The organism is Duganella guangzhouensis (genome assembly GCF_009674535.1).
Classification (GTDB): Bacteria; Pseudomonadota; Gammaproteobacteria; order Burkholderiales; family Burkholderiaceae_D; genus Rugamonas; species Rugamonas guangzhouensis.
This window is the reverse complement of record NZ_WKJK01000006.1, coordinates 368,468-390,813: the sequence shown is the minus strand read 5'-3', so window position 1 is coordinate 390,813 and position 22,346 is coordinate 368,468. Positions and strand designations below refer to the sequence as shown.

The 22,346-nt window shown below is 66.0% G+C and carries 7 protein-coding genes; 5 read left to right on the top strand and 2 right to left on the bottom strand.

Features of this window, described 5'->3' with window-relative positions; translation table 11 throughout:
* Positions 1-211 precede the first annotated feature (211 nt).
* The 4 genes from GJ699_RS14335 to GJ699_RS14320 all read left to right on the top strand — a co-directional run bounded on the left by GJ699_RS14335 (position 212) and on the right by GJ699_RS14320 (position 6,320).
* Positions 212-1,798 (top strand): methyl-accepting chemotaxis protein, encoded by a 1,587-nt coding sequence (locus GJ699_RS14335; RefSeq protein WP_154377270.1) that lies wholly within the window; start codon positions 212-214, stop codon positions 1,796-1,798.
* A 180-nt stretch (positions 1,799-1,978) separates the two neighbouring features.
* Positions 1,979-4,369, top strand: a complete 2,391-nt coding sequence (locus tag GJ699_RS14330) for a PepSY domain-containing protein (protein WP_371867560.1) — start codon at positions 1,979-1,981, stop codon at positions 4,367-4,369.
* A gap of 137 nt (positions 4,370-4,506) precedes the next feature.
* On the top strand, positions 4,507-5,217 hold the full coding sequence (locus GJ699_RS14325) for a helix-turn-helix transcriptional regulator (protein ID WP_195763542.1): 711 nt from the start codon (positions 4,507-4,509) through the stop codon (positions 5,215-5,217).
* A gap of 50 nt (positions 5,218-5,267) precedes the next feature.
* Complete coding sequence (locus GJ699_RS14320) at positions 5,268-6,320, top strand: serine hydrolase domain-containing protein (RefSeq protein WP_229262099.1); 1,053 nt, start codon at positions 5,268-5,270, stop codon at positions 6,318-6,320.
* On the opposite strand, the gene GJ699_RS14315 is transcribed toward GJ699_RS14320, so the two are convergent.
* The gene (locus tag GJ699_RS14315) at positions 6,286-7,329 is read right to left on the bottom strand and encodes a histone deacetylase family protein (protein WP_154377266.1); all 1,044 of its coding nucleotides are present in this window, start codon (positions 7,327-7,329) and stop codon (positions 6,286-6,288) included. The genes GJ699_RS14320 and GJ699_RS14315 overlap by 35 nt on opposite strands.
* 1 nt (position 7,330) lies before the next feature.
* A complete protein-coding gene (gshA, locus tag GJ699_RS14310; protein WP_154377264.1) occupies positions 7,331-8,929 on the bottom strand; it encodes a glutamate--cysteine ligase in 1,599 nt (532 codons plus the stop codon).
* A gap of 238 nt (positions 8,930-9,167) precedes the next feature.
* Here gshA and GJ699_RS14305 point away from each other — a divergent pair, with 238 nt between their 5' ends.
* Positions 9,168-22,247, top strand: coding sequence for an Ig-like domain-containing protein (locus GJ699_RS14305; protein ID WP_195763541.1), 13,080 nt, complete (start codon positions 9,168-9,170; stop codon positions 22,245-22,247).
* Positions 22,248-22,346: the final 99 nt, after the last annotated feature.

Genomic DNA, 22,346 nt, shown 5'->3' with positions numbered 1-22,346 from the left:
GCTGTTGTCGGCTATTTCCCAACAGTTTAGTCCCGTGCACATTGATAGTAATTAACAAATTCTTTCCAATTGTCACAAACTAGGCGTAGAATTGATTCCACCGGGAAATTTCCCTTGAAACCTCATACCCGTTTCACTTCCTTTCTTCGCAGCCGCTACGCTGCCGACCTGCGGACCTTGCTCCGCGACTTAGTAGACGGAGTGTTTCATCATGAAGGTGACGATCAAATTCAGGCTTATCGCGACCATGGTCGTGCTTGGGGTATTGATAGTGGTAACGGGTCTGAGCGGTTTGTACGGTATGCAGAAGGTCAACCTGAGCCTGCAAGACGCCAACGAAAATACCATGCCGTCGGCGATGGCCATCGCCGAATCACAACTGACGCTGGCGCGCGCCCGGCTGGCGCTGGACCGGGTCACCATGCACGGTGAATTGCCGGATTCGGACAAGACCATGGCCCGCGCCGAAAGCTTCATGGCCACGTCCGACAAGGCGTGGGCGCGCTATCTGGCGCTGCCGCAGGGCGACGACGAAAAGCTGTTGTCGGACCAGATGGACAAGGACCGCAAGGCATTCCGCGAGCAGGGTCTGGAGCCGCTGCTGCGTGCGCTGCGTGACAAGGACGCCGTGCTGGCCGACAAAATCACCATGAGCAAGATGCAGCCGCTGTTCTCCAAGCTGTCGGAGAGCGCCGAGAAGCTGGGCGAGTTCCAGGCCAAATCGAATACCAGCCAATACGAGCAGAGCCAGACCCGCTACGCCAGCCAGCGCTGGCTGACCATCGGCACCATCGCCGGTGGCGTGCTGTTGATATTGGCGGCCGCAGTGTCCTTGCTGCGTTCCATCCTGGTGCCAATCCGCGCCTCGGTCACGCACTTCGAGCGCATGGCTGACGGCGATCTGGCCAACCATATCGAAGTGCGCGGCAATGACGAGATGTCGGAGCTGATGCGCGCGCTGGAGCAGATGCAAACCAAGCTGGCGGCCACCGTCATCAGTGTGCGCGACGGCGCGGCCAGCATCGCCACCGCCACTTCCGAAATCGCCACCGGCAATCTGGACCTGTCCGGCCGTACCGAGCAGCAGGCCGCCAGTTTGGAGGAAACCGCATCCTCGCTGGAGCAGCTGACCGCGACCGTGCGGCAGAATTCCGATAACGCCCGTCAGTCCAATGAGCTGGCGCAGGAAGCGTCGCGAGTGGCGGCGCGCGGCGGCGAGGTGGTGGGCAATGTGATTCACACCATGGAATCGATCCGTGCCGCCTCCAGCCGGATTGCGGACATCATCGGCGTGATCGACGGTATCGCGTTCCAGACCAATATTCTGGCGCTGAATGCCGCCGTGGAAGCGGCGCGTGCCGGTGAACAGGGTCGTGGCTTCGCGGTAGTGGCGTCCGAGGTGCGGAGCCTGGCGCATCGCAGCGCCGAGGCGGCCAAGGATATCAAGGCGCTGATCAGCGCTTCGGTGACCCAGGTCGATGGCGGCGTCAGCCAGGTACGCGAGGCCGGCGCCACCATGGAAGAAATCGTGAGCAGCATCGAGCGCGTGACCAGCATCATGGTGGCGATCAGCGCGGCCGGTCAGGAACAGGAAGTCGGCATCAGCCAGATCAATCAGGCGGTATCGACGCTGGATGCCACCACGCAGCAGAATGCCGCGCTGGTTGAGCAGGCGGCTGCGGCGTCGGCCTCGCTGGAAGAGCAGGCCAGCAATCTGTCGCAGGCGGTGGCGGCGTTCCGGGTGGATCGCGGCGGCGCCCGACGCCAACCGGTGCGCGCGCTGCTGGCGGCCGCCTGACGTCTCACGCTGCAAGTTCCCGCAAAGCCGCCATCTGGCGGCTTTTCTTTTGGTGGACCGGGATGCGGACACCCACAATTGATAATGATTCGCATTATCTATAGAATGATCGGGATTCCTTTATATTGGCCCGTCCCATGCGGGTATGCGCCCGATTAAACTGAGTGTGAAAGTCGATCTGTGAAAAAGCTTTGGTTCCAGCTGCATTGGTTTGTCGGCATCACCGCCGGCACTGTCCTGATGGTGATCGGTCTGACCGGTGCCATCCTGGCCTTCCGCGAGCAGATACTCGATGCGCTGAACCCGGGCGTGCGCAACGTCGCCGTACAAAGCGCGCCGGTGCTGACGCCGCAGCAGTTCATGCTGGCCGCGCAGCAGGTCAAACCGCACGAACGCGTGACCAGCATCATCCTGTACGACACGCCGGGTTCCAGCGCACGCATTGGCCTGGCGCCGGCGCCGGGTGAACGCAAGGGCGAAACGATTTATCTCAATCCCTACACTGGCGCGCTGCTGCCAGAACTGGCCTATGAAGGCTTCTTCGAATGGACCGAGCAGCTGCACCGCTTCCTGCTGCTGCCGCGCGATCCGGGCAAGATGGTCGCCGGCGTGCTGGCGTTTTGCCTGATGGGGCTTGCGTTGACCGGTATCTATCTGCGCTGGCCGCGCCGCGTGTGGGACTGGCGCACCTGGCTGACCTTCGATGTACGCATGAAAGGCCGTTCCTTCCTGTGGGGCTTGCACTCGGTGGTGGGTACCTGGGTGATGGTGGTGTTCATGGTGTTCACGCTGTCCGGCGTGTACTGGGCCTTCGATCCGATCCGCGACATGGCGGATGGCTGGATGGGCACCCTGCGTCCGCCGCGTGACGCGGGCGCGACCAAGCCGAAGGGCGCCAAGCCGCCGAAGGCCGAACCGGCCGATCTGACGCAGAGCTGGGCCACCTTCCAGCAGACGGCGCCCAACTGGCAGATGGCGTTCCTGCGTCTGCCGGAGCGCGCCAGCGCGCCGTTGCAGATTCTGTGGGTGGCCAAGGATGCGCCACACGTACGAGCGCGCAGCAGCATGTCGATCAACCTGCAAAGCGGCGCGTTGCTGAAGAATGAGCTGTATGCCGACAAGCCGCTCGGCGCACGCTTCCAGTCGACCATCTATCCGCTGCACCTCGGTACCTACTTTGGCGTGGTGGGTCAGCTGATCGTGTTCATCGCCGCGCTGGCGCTGCCGGGCTTTGGTATCACCGGCTGGATGCTGTATCTGAATCGCCGCAAGCAGAAACGCATCGCCCGCGCTGAGCGCGCGCAGTTCGCCGCCTCGGTGCCGGCTGGTGCGGCGCATGATGATCCGGTGCTGATGGCCTACGCCAGCCAGACCGGCCAGGCCGAACGTCTGGCGCTGCAAAGCGCGGCGGCCTTGCAGAAGGCTGGCGTGGCGGTGCATGTGCAGTCGCTGGAAAAATTGACGCCGCCGCAGCTGGGGCAATATCGTCGCGCGCTGTTCGTCGCCAGCAGCTTTGGCGAGGGCGAGCCGCCGGATAGCGCGCGTCGTTTCAGCCGTCTGCTGCACGCGGCCAAAGCGGAGCTGCAGCATATGCAGTACGCCGTGCTGGCGCTGGGGGACCGCAACTATGTGCAGTTCTGCGGCTTTGGCCGCACGCTGGATCAGCGTCTGGCCTTCATGGGCGCGCAGCCGCTGCATCCGATCATTGAAGTGGATAACGGCGATGCCGGCGCGCTGACGCGCTGGGGTCATGCGCTGCGTGGGCTGATGGAGGGCGAGACTGCCGACATCACGTTGAGCGCGGCCGCTGATGATAGCGATTACGCCAGCTGGCGTCTGGACGGGCGCACGCTGCTCAATCCGGGCAGCGTCGGCTTCCCGCTGTACGAGGTGACCTTGGGCGGCGAGATCGGTGCCGGCTGGCGTCCGGGCGCGCTGGTGGACATCTGGCCGGGCCACTACGGCCCGGACGTGGCGCCGCGCCGCTACTCGTTGGCGTCGGTGCCGGCGGATGGCAGCCTGCAGTTGATCGTGCGTCAGGTGCGTAATGAAGAAGGGTTGGGCCTGGCCTCCGGCTGGCTGACCGACCAGGCGGCGCTGGGCGACGAGGTGCGGGTGCGGCTGATCGCCAACCCCTCCTTCGATGCCTGCGCGGCGGAGGCGCCGGCCCTCTACATCGGCAACGGCTCCGGCATCGCCGGCTTGCGCTCGCACCTGCGCGCGCGTGTGCTGGATGGCGCGCGGCGCAACTGGCTGGTGTTCGGTGAACGCCAGCGCGAGCATGACGCCATCTGCGCGCAAGAGATCGAAGGTTGGCGCGCGCAGGGCTTCCTGCCCGAGCTGGACCTGGTCTACTCGCGCGATGTCACCGGCGGCGGCTACGTGCAGGACTGCCTGCGCGACCGCGCCGACACCGTACGCGCCTGGGTCAACGACGGCGCCATCATCTACGTCTGCGGCAGCCTGCAAGGCATGGCAGGCGGCGTCGACGACGCCCTGGCCGACATCCTCGGCCGCGCCCAGCTGGAACAACTGGCGGAGGAGGGCCGCTACCGGCGCGATGTATACTGAACCGCTCTAACTTCCCCTGAAAGGCGGCCGGCGTGAGAATACTGCGGCATGGATCGTTCTTTGGCAGTAGCCTGGCGCCCCGTAGCGTCGGCCCCTTTCAGATCGCCTGCATGCGGCCTACCGTGCCAATGGAGGAGATGCAGGTTCACACCCACAGCGATGTGCATTTCGTACTGGTTCTCAGCGGTGCCTATCAGTCGCTGGCCTATGGTGCGGAACGGGTGTCACACGGTCCGGCGCTGGTGTTCAATCCGGCCGGCACCGAACATCGCGATTGTTTCCTTAATCTGAATGGCAGCTTCATGACGGTCTCCATTGCGGCGGACCGCGCGCGCGGTTTGAGCGATGGCCTGCCGTCCAGCCATCCACTGCGCCTGCACGACTTGCGGCTGGCGATGTCGCTCTTTCGTTCCCTTGATGATGATGACGCCGTCCATGGCGAAGCGCTGGCGCTGGAGCTGCTGGATACCACCACCGCCAGCCGGTGCGGCGAGACCTCATCGCGCCATCCACCGCCCTGGCTCAAGCTGGCGCGCGAGCTGATACAGGACCGTCATCATCAGGCGCTGGGACTGGAGGAAATCGCCGGCGAGCTGGATGTGCACCCGGTGCATCTGACACGCGCATTCCGCAAATTTACCCGGCAGACGCCCGGCGAGTATCACCGCCAGTGCCGCATGGAGCGCGCCATGGGCCTGCTGATCGGCGGCAAACTGACCACGCTGGAGGCCTGCCTGGTGGCCGGCTATACCGACCAGCCGCACTTCTACCGTTGTTTCAACGCCATGTATGGCATGGCACCCGGCGCATTCCGTCGCATCACAGGTTTGTTTCGTACAAGACTGTAGTCATCGACTTGGCCTATCATGAACGCTGGTCTTTTTCCATGGAGCGCTACATGACACGCACTTTGCTGACGTTGTTCCTTGCCTCATGCTGTATCGTCGCCGCCGCATCGCCACTGGAAGAGATGGATGCGGCCATCAAAAAAGGGGACTTCAAACAAATCACCAGCGTCCTGATCTCACAGGATGGCAAGCTGGTTCACGAGGCGTATTTCGATAATGATGGTGCCGAGGGGTTGCGCAATACGCGCTCGGTCGGCAAGAGCATCACCGATATGCTGGTGGGGATCGCCATCGATCAGGGCAAGCTGAAACTCGATGCGCCGGTGTTCTCCTACTTCCCCGAAAAGCATCCGGTGCGTTATCCCGATCCGCGCAAAGAGAAAATCACGGTCGAGGATTTCCTCACCATGAGCTCTTTGCTGGAGTGCGATGACCAGAACCAGTTCTCGCGCGGGAACGAGGAAGCCATGTATCTGCTGGAGGACTGGACCCAGTTCGCCTTGGATCTGCCGGTGCGCGGCTTTGCCGACTGGGTCACCAAGCCGCAGGACTCGCCCTACGGTCGCAGCTTTTCCTACTGCACCGCCGGTCCCACCATGCTCGGCCCGGTGCTGGAAAAAGCCACCGGCGAAAAAACCGACCAATTCGCGGCACGCACCCTGTTCTCTCCACTGGGCATCACGAAAGTGAAGTGGCAGTACACGCCCGCCGGCCCGGCCATGACCGGCGGCGGTATCGGCTTGCGCAGCCGCGACCTGCTCAAGCTGGGCGAGCTTTATCTGAACGGCGGCCTATGGAACGGCAAGCGCGTGGTCTCGGCCGGGTGGGTAAAACAATCGCTGTCACCGCACGCCAAGGTGGATGACGATACCGAGTACGGCTATCTGTGGTGGCTGAAGAGCTTCAAGCAGGACGGCGCCACGTACCGCACCGCGATGATGTCCGGCAGCGGCGGCAACAAGGTGGTGCTGATCCCGGAACAGCGCGCGGTGGTGGTCATCACCACCACCAACTTCCAGGTGCGCCAGCCGCACGCGATCAGCGAGAAGCTGCTGACCGATTACGTCTTCAAAGCGCTGTCTCGTAGCCCTCAAGCACGTTGACCACGTTGACGCCGAGTTCCTTGACCGCGTAGCCGCCTTCGAAGATGAAGGCGGTCGGTTTGCCCAGCCACGCCAGGCGTTCGCCGATCTTCAGGTAGTCCGCGCTTTGCAGTTTGAAGCGCGATAGCGGATCGCCGGCGAAGGTGTCGACGCCTAACGACACCACCAGCGCATCCGGCGCGAAGCTGCCGATACGGATGCAGGCGGTTTCCAGCGCCGCCATCCACGCCTGGGTGCTGCTGCCAGCCGGCAGCGGTAAATTCAGGTTGTAGCCATGGCCGGCGCCTTCGCCGCGCTCGTCGGCATGGCCCAGATAAAACGGATATTCAAAGCGCGGGTCGGCGTGGATCGAAATGAACAGCACGTCGTCGCGGTGATAGAAGATACTCTGCGTGCCGTTGCCATGGTGGTAGTCGATGTCGATGATGGCGACTTTGCGCGCACCGTCATCCAGCATGTGCTGCGCCGCCAGCGCGGCATTGTTCAGGAAGCAGTAACCACCAAAAAAATCCGCGCCGGCGTGATGGCCCGGCGGACGGCTCAGCACAAACGCGCCGCGTTCGCCCAGCCGCAGCGCATGCGCGGCGTTGACGGCGCAATCGGCGCCGGTCTTGGCGGCGGTCCAGGTGCCGGCGGTCAGCGGCGTGCCGCTGTCCATCGAGTACAAGCCCATACGCGCGCTGAAGTTTTCCGGTTCAATGTCGTCGCGCAGCGTGCGCACCGGCCACACCGACGGGAAGGCGTCCTTCTTGGCGTTGGCCGGGTCCAGCGCCACCCATTCGTTCCAGGCACTGCGCAGAAAGTGCAGATAGCGCGGCGTGTGGATGCGCTCCAGCGACATCAAGGGCACGCCATGCGGCGTGACGATGCGGCCCAGGCCACGCCGGCCCAGCTCCGCCAACACCGAATCCGCACGCTCCGGCTTTTCAAAGCAGGGCACCAGCTCGCCACGGAACATCTCGTGCTTGCCGCGATGCTGTGCGTGCAGTTCGTTGTAGAAGGTGAGCATGTCAGTCGCAAGCCCGCGACTGACACAGGTTGCTGGCGCGGTAGGCGGCCACGTAATCGTCAAAGTTGATTTGCGGCGCCGCTTCCATCTCGGCCTGCTCGGCCAGCGACACGGCGGCCAGCTGGTCGAAGTGGGCCGCTTCCTCGGCGCTCGGCGCGTGGCTGCGGAAGTAGGCCGCATGCTGTTCGCTTTGCGCCAGCGCGAAGGCGTTAAAGGAATTGCCGTGCGCTTTCAGCGCTTCCAGCACCCGCGCCGATGGCGTCAGCGAGGCATCTTGCAGCTTGGCCGCTTGCGCCGTCAGCGCGTCGCGGTGGACGCTGTCGCCGCGCAGCGCGTCGAGCAGCTCGGCCACTGGACGAATACGCTCCAGCAGCTCGGCGCCCCACACCGTCAGTGGTACCTCGTTGTCGCCGTTACGCAGCGTCAGGCCGGGACGGCGACCTTCCTTCACGGTGCGGGCGAAGTTGTCAGCGTATACCGCGCCCTGTTCCGGCGTGGTGGTCGGGCTTTCTTCCAGTGCGCAGAACAGCAGGAAGGCGTCGAGGAAGCGGCCGGTCTGGACGTTGATGCCGACCGGTTCGAATGGATCGACGTCCATGCAGCGCACTTCAATGTATTGCACGCCGCGCGCGCACAGCGCCTGGATCGGCCGTTCGCCGGTCTGGATCACGCGTTTCGGGCGGATGGTCGAGTAGTACTCGTTTTCGATCTGCAGCACGTTGGTGTTCAGCTGTATCCATTCGCCATCGCGCTTGGTGCCCAGCTTGGCGTACGGCTCGTACGGCTGGTTGACCGCCTTGGTCATGGTGGCGACGTAGCTGTCCAGGCAGTTCTCGTGCGGACGCAGGCCGGATTGCGCATCGTTCTGGTAACCGAGATCGCTCATGCGCAGGCTGGTCGCGTATGGCAGATACAGGGTGTCGTCCGACAGCGTTTCCAGCTTGTGTGCGCGGCCGCGCAGGAAGCCGGACGACAGCACCGGCGAGGCGCCGAACAGATACATCAGCAGCCAGCTATAGCGGCGGAAATTGCGGATGGCGGCAAAGTACGACTCCGACTGGAAGGAGCGCGGGCTCAGACGCTTGCCGCTGACTTCGTTCTCGGCCAGCACGCGCCACAGGCGTTCGTCCAGCGAGTAGTTGTAATGGATGCCGGCGATGCACTGCATCGCCTTGCCATAGCGCAGCGCCAGGCCGCGCCGGTACACATGCTTGAGCGTGCCCAGGTTGGAGCTGCCATACCAGGCGATTTCAATTTGCTCTTCCGGCGGCAGCTGGCATGGCATCGACTGGCTCCACAGCAGCTCGTCGCCCAGCTTGCTATAGGCGTAGCGGTGGATGCCGTCCAGCTTGGCGATGGTGTCGGCGATGTCTTTTTCGGCCGGGGTAATGAATTCCAGCAGGGTTTCAGCGTAATCGGTGGTGATTTGCGGATGCGTCAATGCCGACCCCATGGCCGCCGGATGCGGGCTATGGGCCAGGTGGCCGGCGCGGTCCACGCGCAAGGTCTCCCGCTCGATGCCGCGCAAGCCGCCTGCCAGCACGGCGCGGTGTTTTTCATCGGCCAGCAAGGCCAGGCGTCGTGTCAAAAGAGTTGGCAATTTGAAATCCTTTCTGGTGCAGCAAATAAATTATTGGTGCAGAGAGTAACCGAAATTGGCGGAACTCGCCGAAAGGCGGCAAGACCAGCATTTTAACAAAAGCGCAGCTTGCGCTCTGTGCGCCAGAAGACCTCATGTTTGCGGTCCCGGACAAAGCCTTTGGCAAAACGGAAAATTTGGTAATCCATTTGAAGCTACTCATAATCGATACAGACCCGGAATGATGCGGAGAAGCAAGATGAGTATGCAAACGAATACGTACCACTCTGTGCTGTTCATCGATGCGGGCGTGATCGGTGCCGCCACATTGGCAGCCGGCGTGGCGGATGATGTACTGGTAGTTAAACTGGTTTCATGGCGCGATGGCGTGGAACAGATTGCCACCGTGCTGCGTCAGTACGAGGGACTGGATAGCATCCAGATTGTGTCGCATGGCGCCGACGGTCAGATCCAGCTCGGCAAGACCGTGCTGAGCGCCGACAACCTGGCCGCCTATGAAGATGCGTTGACCGAATGGGGCGCCGCGCTGCGCGAGGGCGGCGATCTGCTGCTGTACGGCTGCGACGTGGCCGCCAGCGACGATGGCCTGGCCTTCATCGGCAGCCTGGCCCAGGCCACCGGCGCCGATGTCGCGGCGTCGACCGACACCACCGGCAGCACGCTGCTGGGCGCCAACTGGGATTTGGAAGCCAATACCGGCAGCATCGAGGCCGCCAGCGTGTTGTCCAGCGTGGCCGAGCAGGCGTATGCGTCCACGCTGGCGCTGGTCAATGGCGGCAGCAATGGCACTATCACCTTCAACACCAGTGCCGATGTCACGCTGCTCAACACCACCGGCCTGGCGGCCGGCGCGGTGGTCCACGTCAACAACATTCTCGGCCTGGGGCTGGACGTTTACGCGCAAAGCTCGAACGGCGGCGGCATCAGCATGGTCAACGCCAACGGCACCAGCCTGCTGGGCGTGCCGCTGAACGACGACCGCCTGACCGTCAATGGCACACTGCTGTCGCCGGTCAACTATGTCGATCTGCGCGCCAACAGCGGCGTGTTTGACATGGTCAGCGTCAACCTCGGCAGTGGCAGCCTGGTCGGCAACCTGCTGGGCACCGTGATCTTTACCGTGTACGCGCTGGATGCCAATTACCAGCCGACCGGCGTCGGCGTCTCGCTGACCAGCCTGGTGATAAACGAGTACGGCCTGCTGAACTTTGCCGCCATGGCCGACTTCAAGGGCATCTACGGCATTCGCATCGTCAATCCGCTCGGCTTCGAGGTCGGCATCGACGACATCACCATCGCCAACGCGCGCGTGGCCAACAGCATCACCTCGGCCGCCTACAACGCCAACACCGGGGTGTTGAACCTGACCGCGGTCGGCATCCGCGCCGGCGACGCCATCGATCCGAGCAAGCTGACCCTCACCGGCGCCAATGGCGCGACCTACACGCTGACCTCGCCGGTGGTCAGCGCCACCAGCACCACCGCCGCCAGCATCACGCTGAACGCGGCCGACAAGCTGGCCATCAACGGCCTGCTGAATAACAACGGCGGGTCCAGCGTTGACGGCACCACCTTTAATGTCGCGGCCGCCGCCAACTGGGACAGCAACCTCAGTAACGGCGCCGACCTGACCGGCAACCCGGTCACGGTCAGCAATGTGCAGTTGCCGACCATCACCTCGGCCAGCTACGACGCCACCACCCATGTGCTGACCGTCACCGGCGCCAACCTGGTGGGCATTGCCGGCGCCACCAACGACGTCACCGTCAGCAAGCTGACCTTCAAGGGCGAGGGCGGCGTCACGCGCACGCTCAGCACCACCGGCAATGTGGACGTGATCAGCTCCACCTCGTTCGCGATCACGCTGTCCGGCGCCGACGTGGCGGCGGTGGAGGCCTTGCTGAACAAGAACGGTACCATCTCGGCCGGCGGCACCAGTTATGTGCTGTCGGCGGGCGATGACTGGAACAGCGTGATCGGCAATGCCAACACGGCGGTGGCCGGCGTCGGCGTGGCGGTGACCAATACCGTCAACAGCGCGCCCACCATCAGCGGCGCGGCGGCCGGCGCGGTCAACGACAACGCCACCATCAAGCCGTTTGCCAACGTCACGGTGGCCGACATCAATGGCGACAACGTCAGCATGACGATCAGCTTCAACGCCGCCAACGGCACGCTGAGCGGCAGCGGCCTGTCCGGCAGCAACGGCAGTTACACGCTGAGCGCCATGAGCCCGGCCGCGCTGACGACGGCGCTGAAGGCGCTGACCTTCACCCCCACCGCCAATCAGGCCTCGGTCGGGGTCGGCATCGCGACCACCTTCACCATCAAGGCCACCGATGCCTTTGGCCTGGTCAGCGCCACCAACACCTCCACCGTCATCACCGCCACCTCGGTCAACGATGCGCCGGTGCTGAGCGGCACGGCGGCGGCGCAGAACGTCGCCGCCGGCGGCACCCTGCATCCATTCTCCAGCGTCACGCTGAGCGATCCGGATGTGGGCGCCACTGTCATCGTCACCATCACGCCGGACAGCGCGGCCAAGGGCGCGTTCACGCCGGCCTCGCTGAGCGCGTCGGGCTTCGTCACCACCGATGGCGGCGTCAGCTACACGCTGTCGGCGGTGGCGCCCGGCGCGGCGCAGACCGCCTTGCAGCAGCTGATCTACCAGAGCACGGCCGGGCTGAACGCCACCACCACCTTCACGGTCAGCATCAACGATGGCAGCGTCATCGTCAGCAATGCCGCCACCAGCGTGGTGTCGGCCGCGCCTAGCGGCACTGTGGCGCTGAGCGTGGCCTTCTCGGCCGATACCGGCATCAGCAGCACCGATCTGATCACCAAGACCGCCGCGCAAACCATTTCGGGCACGCTCAGCGCCGGCCTGGCCAGCGGCGAGACGGTCGAAGTCTCGCTCGACAACGGCAGCACCTGGACCAGCGCCAGCGCCAGCGTCGGCAGCACCAGCTGGTCGCTGGCCAGCCAGACGCTGAGCGGCGCCGGCACATTGCAGGTGCGCGTCACCAATGCCGGCGGCAGCAGCACGCCGCTGTCGGCCAGCTATGCGCTGGACACCACGGCGCCCACCACCACCGGTTCCACGGTGCTGTTCTCGGCCGACACCGGCGCCAGCAGTACCGATCTGATCACCAAGACGGCGGCGCAGCAAACCATCGGCGGCACGCTGAGCGCGGTGCTGGCGGCGGACGAGCATGTCGAAGTCTCGCTCAACAACGGCACCACCTGGCTCACCGCCAGCGGCAGCACCGGCAGCGCGGCGTGGAGCTTGTCCAACCAGACCCTCAGCGGCAGCAACACGCTGCAGGTGCGCGTGGTCGATGCCGCCGGCAATGCCGGCGCCGCCAGCAGCAGCGCCTATGTGCTGGACACCACCGCGCCCACGGTCACGCTGAGCAGCAACGTCAGCGCACTGAAGAGCGGCGAAAGCGCGATCGTCACGATTACCTTCAGCGAAGCCCCGGATGACGCCAGCTTGATCCTGTCCGACCTGACCGCGGTTGGCGGCACGCTGGCCAATCTGACCGCCACCGCCAATCCCAAGGTGTACACGGTGGAGTTTACGCCCAACGTCGGCGCCAGCGGCCTGCTGGGCAGCGTATCGCTGACCGCAGGCAGTTACACCGACCTGGCCGGCAACACCGGCGCCGGCGCCAGCTCGGCCGCGATCACCATCAACACGATGGGACCGAGCGTGCTGATCACCAGCGACGCGGCCGCGCTCAAAACCGGCGAGACTGCCAACATCACCTTCACTTTCAGCACCACGCCGAGTGGCTTCACCGCCAGCGACATCGTCACCAGCGGCGGCACCATCAGCGGGCTGACCAACCAGGGCAACGGCATCTACACGGCGCTGTTCACGCCGGGCAGCAACGTCAGCGCCACCGCCTCGATCACCGTCACCGGCGGCAGCTACAAGGACAGCTTTGGCAACAATGGTGGCGCCGGCGCCTCGCCGCTGATCGTGGTCGACACCAAGGCGCCGACGCTGGCCATCACCAGCAGCGCGTCGGCGGTGCACAGCGGCGATACCGCCACCATCACCTTCACCTTCAGCGAAGCGCCGGTGGGTTTCACCTCGGGCGACGTGCTGGTCACCAATGGTGCGCTGAGCGGCTTCACCGCCACCGCCAATCCGCTGGTGTACACCGCCGTGCTGACGCCGTATGCGGGCGTGGCCAGCGGCACGGTCGGCATCACCGTCGCCAACGGCAGCTACACCGACCTGGCCGGCAACAGCGGCGGCGCCGGCTCCACGCCATCGATCAGCATCGACACGCTGGCGCCCACCACCGTCGGCGCCAGCGTCAGCTTCTCGGCCGATACCGGCATCAGCAGCTCGGACCTGATCACCAAGACTGCGGCGCAAACCGTCAGCGGCACGCTGAGCGCGGCGCTGGTATCGGGCGAAACGGTGCAGGTTTCACTGGACAACGGCAACACCTGGGTCAACGCCAGCGCCAGCACCGGCAGTACCAACTGGACTCTGAGCGGCCGCACGCTGAGTGGCAGCGATACCTTGCAGGTGCGCGTCAACGACGCCGCCGGCAATCACGGCGCGGCCTGGAGCGCCGCCTATGTGCTGGATACCACGGCGCCAACCGCGACCGTGAGCAGCGACCTGGCCGCGCTCAAGGCCGGCCAGAGCGCCACCCTGACCTTCAGCTTCAGCGAGGCGCCGTCCAACTTCACCGTGTCGTCGCTGACGGTCAGCGGCGGCACGGTCAGCGGGCTGACCGCCACCGTCGATCCGCTGGTCTACACCGCGACGTTCACGCCGACCAGCAATCAGTCCGGCGTGACCGCCACGGTGCAGGTCAAGGCTGGCGGCTACATCGACGCCGCCGGCAACAACGGCCAGGCCAGCGCCACCACGCCGATCGTCATCAACACCACGGTGCCGTCGCTGATCATCACCAGCAACGACACCGCGCTCAAGGCCGGCGAGACCGCCACCCTGACCTTCACCTTCACCTCGCCGCCGACCGGCTTCACCGCCAGCGACATCAACTACAGCAACGGCACGCTGAGCGGCTTTACCGTCACCGCCAATCCGCTGGTGTACACCGCGCTGTTCACACCGGACACCAACCTGGGCTCCGGTGCGGCCGCGATCAGCGTCGGCACCGGCAGCTATACCGACGCCTTCGGCAACGCCGGCACCGGCGCCAGCGCGCCCGCGATCAGCATCGACACGCTGGCGCCGACGGTGGCGATCACCAGCAATGTGAGCGCCGTCAAGGCCGGCGAGACCGCCATCGTCACCTTCACCTTCAGCGAGGCGCCGACCGGCTTCACCGCCAGCGACGTGGTCACCACCGGCGGCACGCTGAGCGGACTCGTGGCCACCAGCGGCAATCCACTGGTGTACACCGCCACCTTTACGCCCACCGCCGGCATTCAGAACGTCAATGCCAGCATCACCATCGCCAGCGGCGCGTTCGCCGACGCCGCCGGCAACAGCAATACCGGCGTGCTGACGCCACCGATCAGCATCGATACCCAGGCGCCGACGGCAGTCGCCAGCACGGTGGTGTTCTCGTCCGACAGCGGCACCAGCGCCAGCGACCTGGTGACCAATGACAATAGCCAGACCATCACCGGCACCCTGGCCAGCGCGCTGGGCGCCGGTGAGACGGTGGAAGTCTCGCTGGACAACGGTGTCACCTGGACCAGCGCCAGCGGCGCCGGCAGCGCCTGGACCCTGACCGGACAGACCCTGAGCGGCAGCGATACGCTGAAAGTGCGCGTCACCGACGCCGCCGGCAATCACGGCCCCAGCGCCTCGTTCAGCTATGTGCTGGACACCACGCCACCGAGCGTCAGCATCGCCAGCAACGCCAGCGCGCTCAAGGCCGGCGACACCGCCACCATCACGTTTACCTTCAGCGAAGCGCCCAACGGCTTCGATCTGAACGACATCACTGCCGGCAGCGGCGTGCTGAGCAATCTGGTACAAACCGCCAACCCGTTGGTCTACACCGCGACCTACACGCCGAACCCCGGTGTCAACGGCGTCAACGACGCCGTCGCGGTGACGTCCGGCAGCTACACCGACAAGGCCGGCAACGCCGGCAACGGCGGCAGCTCGGGCACCATCGCGGTCGACACCCAGGCGCCCACCAACAGCGGCGCCAGCGTGGTGTTCTCCAACGACAGCGGCGCCGCCGACCTGGTGACCAACGTCGCCGGCCAGACCATCAGCGGCACCCTCAACGCCAACCTGCAGGCCGGCGAGACGGTGGAAGTCTCGCTCAACAACGGCAGTAGCTGGATCACCGCCAGCAGCAGCACCGGCAGCGGCAACTGGTCGCTGGCCGGGCAAACGCTGACCACCGGCAGCGGCCACAGCGTGCAGGTGCGGGTCAGCGACGCCGCCGGCAACCATGGCACGCCGTACAGCGCCGCCTATACGCTGGACCAGAGCGCGCCATCGCTGGTGATCAGCTCCAGCAAGCTGGCGCTGAACAGCGCCGACACGCCGCTGATCACCTTCACCTTCAGCGAGGCGCCGATCGCCTTCACGGCCAGCAGCATCAACGTCACCGGCGGCACGCTGAGCGGGTTTACCGTCACCGCCAATCCGCTGGTGTACACCGCGCTGTTCACGCCGGTGGCCGGGCAGAGCGCCGGTGTCGGCGCGATTTCGGTCACGGCCGGCGCTTACACCGACCTGGCCGCCAACAACGGCCTGGGCGCGGCCGCGCCCGGCATCAGTTACTCGACGGTGGCACCGGGCGTGGCCATCTTCAGCGATGTCAGCGCGCTCAAGGCCGGCGACACCGCCAACATCACCTTCAAGTTCAGCAGCTCGCCGGTCGGCTTCGCGCTGGGCAATGTGGCGGTCAGCGGCGGCCTGCTGAGCAGTTTCGCCGCCACCGCCGATCCCTTGATCTACACGGCGGTGTTCACCGCCTACAATGGCGTGGCCAGCGGCAGCGGCACCATCAGCATCGCCAACGGCAGCTTCAGCGATGGCCAGGGCAATCCCGGCGTCGGCGGCAGCATGACGGCGATCAGCATCGACACGCTGGCGCCGACGCTGAGCATCAGCAGCAGCGCCAGTGCGCTCAATAGCAGCGGCACGGCCACCATCACCTTTACCTTCAGCGAGGAGCCGGCGCTGTTCACGCTGGGCGATGTCAGCGCCACCTATGGCACCGTCAGCAACCTGGTGCAAACCGCCAACCCGCTGGTGTACACCGCGCTGTTCACGCCGGCCGCCAACCTGGCCGGCAACACGGCGGTGATCAGTGTCGCGGCCGGCGCGTATGCCGACCTGGCCGGCAACGGCGGCGGCGTCGGCAACTCGCCCGGCATCAGCATCGATACGCTGGCGCCGGTGCTGGCCAATGGCAGCGTGACGTTCTCGGCCGACACCGGCAGCAGCGGCACCGACCTGATTACCAAGACCCCTGGGCAAATCATCAGCGGCACGCTGTCCGGCGGTGTGCTGGCGGCCGGCGACGTGGTCGAGGTTTCGCTGAATAACGGCACCACCTGGCAGACCGCCACCAGCATCGTGGGCGGCATCGGCTGGAGCTTGTCCGGCCAGACGCTGACCGGTACCGGCACGGTGCAGGTGCGCGTCAGCGACAGCAACGGCAACCATGGCGCCGTGATCACCACCAACTATGTGCTGGACAACACGGCGCCGACGGTCAGCGTCAGCAGCGACAGCGCCACCCTCAAGGCTGGCCAGAGCGCCATCATCACCTTCACCTTCAGCGAAGCGGTGAGCGGCTTCACCGTCGGCGACCTGATCGCCAGCGGCGGCACGCTGAGCGGCTTCACCGCCACCGCCAATCCGCAGGTGTACACGGTGGTGCTGACGCCGACCCCGGGCCTGAATGGCAACGCCAGCGTCACGCTGGGGAACAGCCTCTACACCGACATCGCCGGCAATGCCGGCGGCGGCGGCAGCTCGCCGACGATCAGCGTCGATACGCTGGCGCCGACGCTGTCGATCAGCAGCAGCGCCAGCGCGCTCAAGATCGGCGAGACCGCCACCATCACCTTTACCTTCAGCGACGCGCCGTCGGCGTTCGCGCTGGGCGACATCGGCGCCAGCAATGGCACCCTCAGCGCCCTGAGCGCCACCGCCAATCCGCTGGTGTACACCGCCACCTTCACGCCGACCACCGGCACCGCCGCCGCCAATGCCGTCATCAGCGTGGCCGGCAGCGTGTACGCGGACGCCGCCGGCAACAACGGCGCCTCGGTCAGCAGCGCGCCGATCGCGGTCGATACGCTGGCGCCGACCACGGCGGCGGTGGCGGTCAGCTTCTCGGCCGACAATGGCGGCAGTTTCACCGACCTGGTAACCAACGCCACCGCGCAAATCATCACCGGCACGCTGAATACGTCGCTGGTGGCGGGCGAGCAGGTGCAGGTATCGTTGAACAATGGCGTCAGCTGGCTGAACGCGGTGAGCACCGGCCCCGGCAGCTGGGCGCTGACGCCGCAGTCGCTGACCGGCAGCGGCACGCTGCAGGTGCGCGTGGTCGACACCGCCGGCAACAGCGGACCGGCGTTCTCGGCCGGCTACGTGCTGGATCTGGTGGCGCCGACCATGACCATCACCAGCAGCGCCAGCGCGCTCAAGGCGGGCGAAACGGCGCTGCTGACCTTCACCTTCAGCGAGGCGCCGAGCAACTTCACGGTGGGCGATCTGGTGGCCATCAACGGCAATTTGAGCGCGTTTGGCGTCACCGCCAATCCGCTGGTCTACACCGCCGTGCTGACGCCGACCGCCGGCCTGGCCGGCGGCGCCGGCAGCGGGGTGACGCTGGCGGCCGGCATGTACACCGACCTGGCCGGCAACGCCGGCGCCGCCGTCAGCTCGCCGCTGATCAGCATCGATACCGCGCCGCCGGTGCTGAACATCAGCAGCAGCTCGACCAGCCTGAAAATCGGCGAATCGGCCGTCATCACCTTCAGTTTCAGCGAGCTGCCGATCGGCTTCACGCTGGGCGACATCAGCGTCAGCGGCGGCACCCTGAGCGGCTTCGGCCTGACCGCCAATCCGCTGGTGTACACCGCGCTGTTCACGCCGACGCCGGGGCAGGCGTCCGGCACGGCGTCGATCAGCGTCGCGGCCGGCAGCTTCCTGGATGGCGCCGGCAACGCCGGCGCGCTCACCACGCTGTCCGGCATCGCCTACAGCACGCTGGCGCCGACCACCACCGGCGGCACGGTGATCTTCTCCAACGACAACGGCAGCAACCTGCTTGACCTGGTGACCAACAATAACCAGCAGGACATCAGCGGCGTGCTCAGCACCGTGCTGCAAAGCGGCGAATCGGTCGAGGTTTCGCTCGACAATGGCGCCACCTGGAGCACCGCCACCTCGGCGGTTGGCAGCGCGCTGTGGAACCTGCCGGGCACGGTGACGCTGACCGGCAGCGGGGTGCTGCAGGTGCGCGTGACCGATGCCTCCGGCAACCACGGCGCCGCCACCTCGTCGGCCTATGTGCTGGATACCACGGCGCCGGGCATGACCGTCAGTGCCAACGTCGCCACCCTGAAGTACGGCGACACCGGCACGCTGACCTTTACCTTTACCGAGGCGCCGCAGTTCTTCACCGCCGGCGACATCGTCGCCAGCGGCCTGACCATCAGTAATTTCAGCGCCACCGCCAACCCGCTGGTCTACACCGCCAGCTTCACGCCGGTGCTGAACTGGGGCGGCGCGTTCGGGGTGTCGGTGCTGGCCGGCACCTACAGCGACCTGGCCGGCAACCTGGGAACGGCGGCCAGCGGCCCGACGCTGACGGTTGACTCGACGCCGCCATCGCTGCTGATCAGCAGCAGCCTGGCCAGCCTGAAAGCCGGCGATACCGCGCTGATCACCTTCACCTTCAGCGAGGCGCCGCAGGGCTTCGCGGCCGGCGACGTCACCGTCACCGGCGGCACGCTGAGCGGCTTCACCGCCACCGCCAATCCGCTGGTGTACACCGCCGTGTTCACGCCCACCTCGGGCACCGCGGCCGGCACCGCCAGCGTCACGGTGGCGCCGAATGTCTACAGCGACCTCGCCGGCAACGGCGGCCTGGGCGGCTCGGTGTCCGGCATCAGCCTGGACACGCTGGCGCCATTGGCGACCGCCAGCGGCACCCCGACCTTCCTGCACGATACCGGCAGCAGCGGCACCGATTTGATTACCTCGGTGGCCTCGCAAACCGTCAGCGGCAATCTGAGCTTGCCGCTGGCCACTGGCGAGCGGGTGCAAGTGTCGCTGGACGATGGCGCCAACTGGGACTACGCCATCGTCAGCGGCACCAGCTGGAGCTATGACACGGTGCTGACCGGCAGCGGCGTGCTGCGCGTGCGCGTGATCGATGCCGCTGGCAATCACAGCGCCGAGAGCGCGAGCGCGTATGCGCTGGATCAGTCGACGCCGACGGTGACCATCACCAGCAATGTCGGCACCGCCAATGGCGTCACGCCGGCCGTCATCACCTTCACCTTCTCGGAACCGCCGGTGGGCTTCAGCAACGCCGACATCACGGTCGGCGGCGGCACGCTGAGCGCGGTGACGGCGACCAGCGATCCCAAGGTTTACACGGCGCTGTTCACGCCCTCGACCGGGGTGGCGAGCGGCAGCGCCACCATCGCGGTGGGCGGCGCCTACGCCGACGCGGCCGGCAATGCCGGCGGCGCCGGCAGCATCCCTGGTTTGCAGATCGACACGGTGGCGCCGAGCGCCAGCGCCGGCGGCCTGACTTTCTTTACCGATAGCGGCACCGACGGCGATCTGATCACCAACGAGCCGCAACAAACCCTGCAAGGCGACCTGAGCACGGCGCTGGTGGCCGGCGACGCGGTGCAGATTTCGTATGACGGCGGTGTCACCTGGGAAACCGTGACCACCGCGATCGGCGATACCCGCTGGAGCGTCACCAAGACGCTGTCCGGCAGCGGCACGCTGCAGGTGCGCGTGATCGATGCCGCCGGCAACTTCAGCACCGCCTATTCCGCCAATTACACCATCGACACCGACGCCCCGACCGTCACGCTGAGCGGCAGCACGCCGCGCGTGACCCAGGGCGGCAGCGTGGTGGTGACGCTGACGCTGAGCGAGCCGGGTCTGCTGACCCAGGCCGACCTGTTCGTCACCGGCGGCACCATCAGCGGCTTCAACGGCAGCGGCACCACTTACCACGTCACCATCACGCCGCCGGCCAACAGCACCACGCCGATCGTGATCAATGTCGGCGGCAGCGTGTTCAATGACGTCGCCGGCAACGGCAATGCCGGCGGGCTGCTGATCGTGCCGGTCAACACCAACGCGCCGCCGACCACCCCGTCGGGCACCACCTCCACCGTGGACGGGGTGGAAATCACCACGCTGACCGGCACCGACAGCCGCACCGGCCTGGCCACCCGCACCGTGACCGTGCCCAACATCACGTCCAGCCGGCCGGAAGACAGCACCACCACCCACGCCAACCTGGCCGACATTCCACTTGGCCTCGGCGCCAACGGCACGGCACCGGCCACCAGCCTGGTGGTCAGCGTACCGATCGGGGTCGGCTTTGCCGCCTCCGGCCCGTCCTCGCTGCTGAGCGGGGCGCTGGCCGAGCTCGACCTGATCGGCCGCATCGACGACCACACCACCGCTGGCCAGGCCACCCGGGCCGCGATGGAGGCGCAGGCGCAAGCCTTCCTGGACAGCCTCGACCCGTCGGTGCAGTTGCAGCACGCCACGCTGACCATGAGCGCCACCAGTGGCGCCGCCGACGCCGTGGTGATCGTCAATGGCGCCGACGCGGTGGCCACGGCCAGCGCCGGCAACGCGCAGGCCGCCGCCGCGCTGCTGGACAACACCGCGATCGCGCTGGTGGTCGACGCGCGCTCGCTGCCGAGCAATATCGGCCTACAGCTGGACGATGTGCACTTTGCCGCCATCATCGGCGCCGCCAATGTGCAGGGCGGCGCCGGTCAGAACTTCTTCATCGGCGATGGCGAGGCGCAGCGCATCTGGCTGAGCACCGGCGCCGACAACGATACGCTGTACGGCAATGGCGGCAACGATATCCTCGGCACCGCCGCCGGCAATGATTATCTGGATGGCGGCGATGGCGACGATAGCCTGGCCGGTGGCGCCGGCGACGATCACCTGGTGGGCGGTGCCGGCAATGACGTGCTGCAGGGCGGCCGCAGCGACAGCGGCCAGTGGCAGTTCTACCTGAAGGATGGCAAGGTGGTGGCCACGCATCAGATCGCGCTGGCCGGCAGCACGGTCACCGAGACGGTGACGGCGGCCGAGCTGGACGCTAGCCAGGCGCTGCTGACCTTTGTCGAAGGCAAGGCCACCTGGCTGGAAAACCTGTCGCTGATGTATCACACCGTGTTCGACCGCGTGCCTGACCTGCCGGGCCTGAACACCTGGTCGCAGCACGAGTCGAGCTTGCAGGTGCAGGCTGAAAACATGCTGACCTCGGTCGAGGCCAGCAACAGCGTCATGAAGCTGAGCGCGCACGACTATGTGGCCACGCTGCTGCAAAACAGCCTGGGCGTGACGCCCACCGAGGCCGCGCTGGCGCCGTATCTGGCGACGCTGACGGCGGCCTCGGATTCGCTGTCGGCGCGCGCCAGCGTGTTTGTCGAGATCGCCACCAGCGACGCCCACCGCGCGCTCTACATCACCGATTCCGGCGCGCCGCTGGGCGGGGAGCTGGTGACGCAGGAACAGGGCTGGCTGCTGGGCTCGGGCGACGACCGCCTGGAGGGCGGCGCCGGCTCCGACCTGCTGGTCGGCGGCGATGGCACCGACACCGTGGTCTACAGCGGCGCGGCGGCGGCCTACAGCCTGGCGCTGGGCAGCGCCGGCGAGGTCAAGATCGGCGATGCCGATGGCGCGCTGGACACCATCCGCCAGATCGAGCTGGGCGAGTTCAGCGACGGCACCCTGGACCTGAGCTTCACCCAGACCGCCGCCAGCACGCTGCAGGACATCGGCATGCTGTACCACCTGACGCTGGGCCGTGCCGGCGATTTCGCCGGCTTCCTCAGCTGGGTCGACAGCGGCCGCACCGACAGCTCGCTGGCGGCCGGCTTCATCGAGTCGGTCGAGTTCATCCAACGCTATGGTACCCAGGACGACCAGACCTTCATCAACGCGCTGTACCAGAATGCCACCCAGCACGACGCCGACGCCACCACGCTGGCGCAATGGGATACCTATCTGGACAGCCATAGCCGGGCCGACCTGGTCAATGCGCTGGCGCACGACGCCACCCTGGTTGGCACCCAGTTTGCCAGCGGCAACATGAGTTTGATCGGTGGCTTGTAGCATGCTATTCTGACGGCGGTGAAAACGCTTTTGTTGCAAGGCGGACTGGACACTTGCCGGCAAAACCGTTGCATAATCGGCGGGCGATGTTCTTCAAAC

Coding starts and splice junctions, on each gene's coding strand:
- GJ699_RS14320 (WP_229262099.1), top strand. CDS start 5,268: ATGACACGCACTTTGCTGACGTTGTTCCTTGCCTCATGCTGTATCGTC.
- GJ699_RS14325 (WP_195763542.1), top strand. CDS start 4,507: ATGCAGGTTCACACCCACAGCGATGTGCATTTCGTACTGGTTCTCAGC.
- GJ699_RS14305 (WP_195763541.1), top strand. CDS start 9,168: ATGAGTATGCAAACGAATACGTACCACTCTGTGCTGTTCATCGATGCG.
- GJ699_RS14315 (WP_154377266.1), bottom strand. CDS start 7,329: ATGCTCACCTTCTACAACGAACTGCACGCACAGCATCGCGGCAAGCAC.
- GJ699_RS14335 (WP_154377270.1), top strand. CDS start 212: ATGAAGGTGACGATCAAATTCAGGCTTATCGCGACCATGGTCGTGCTT.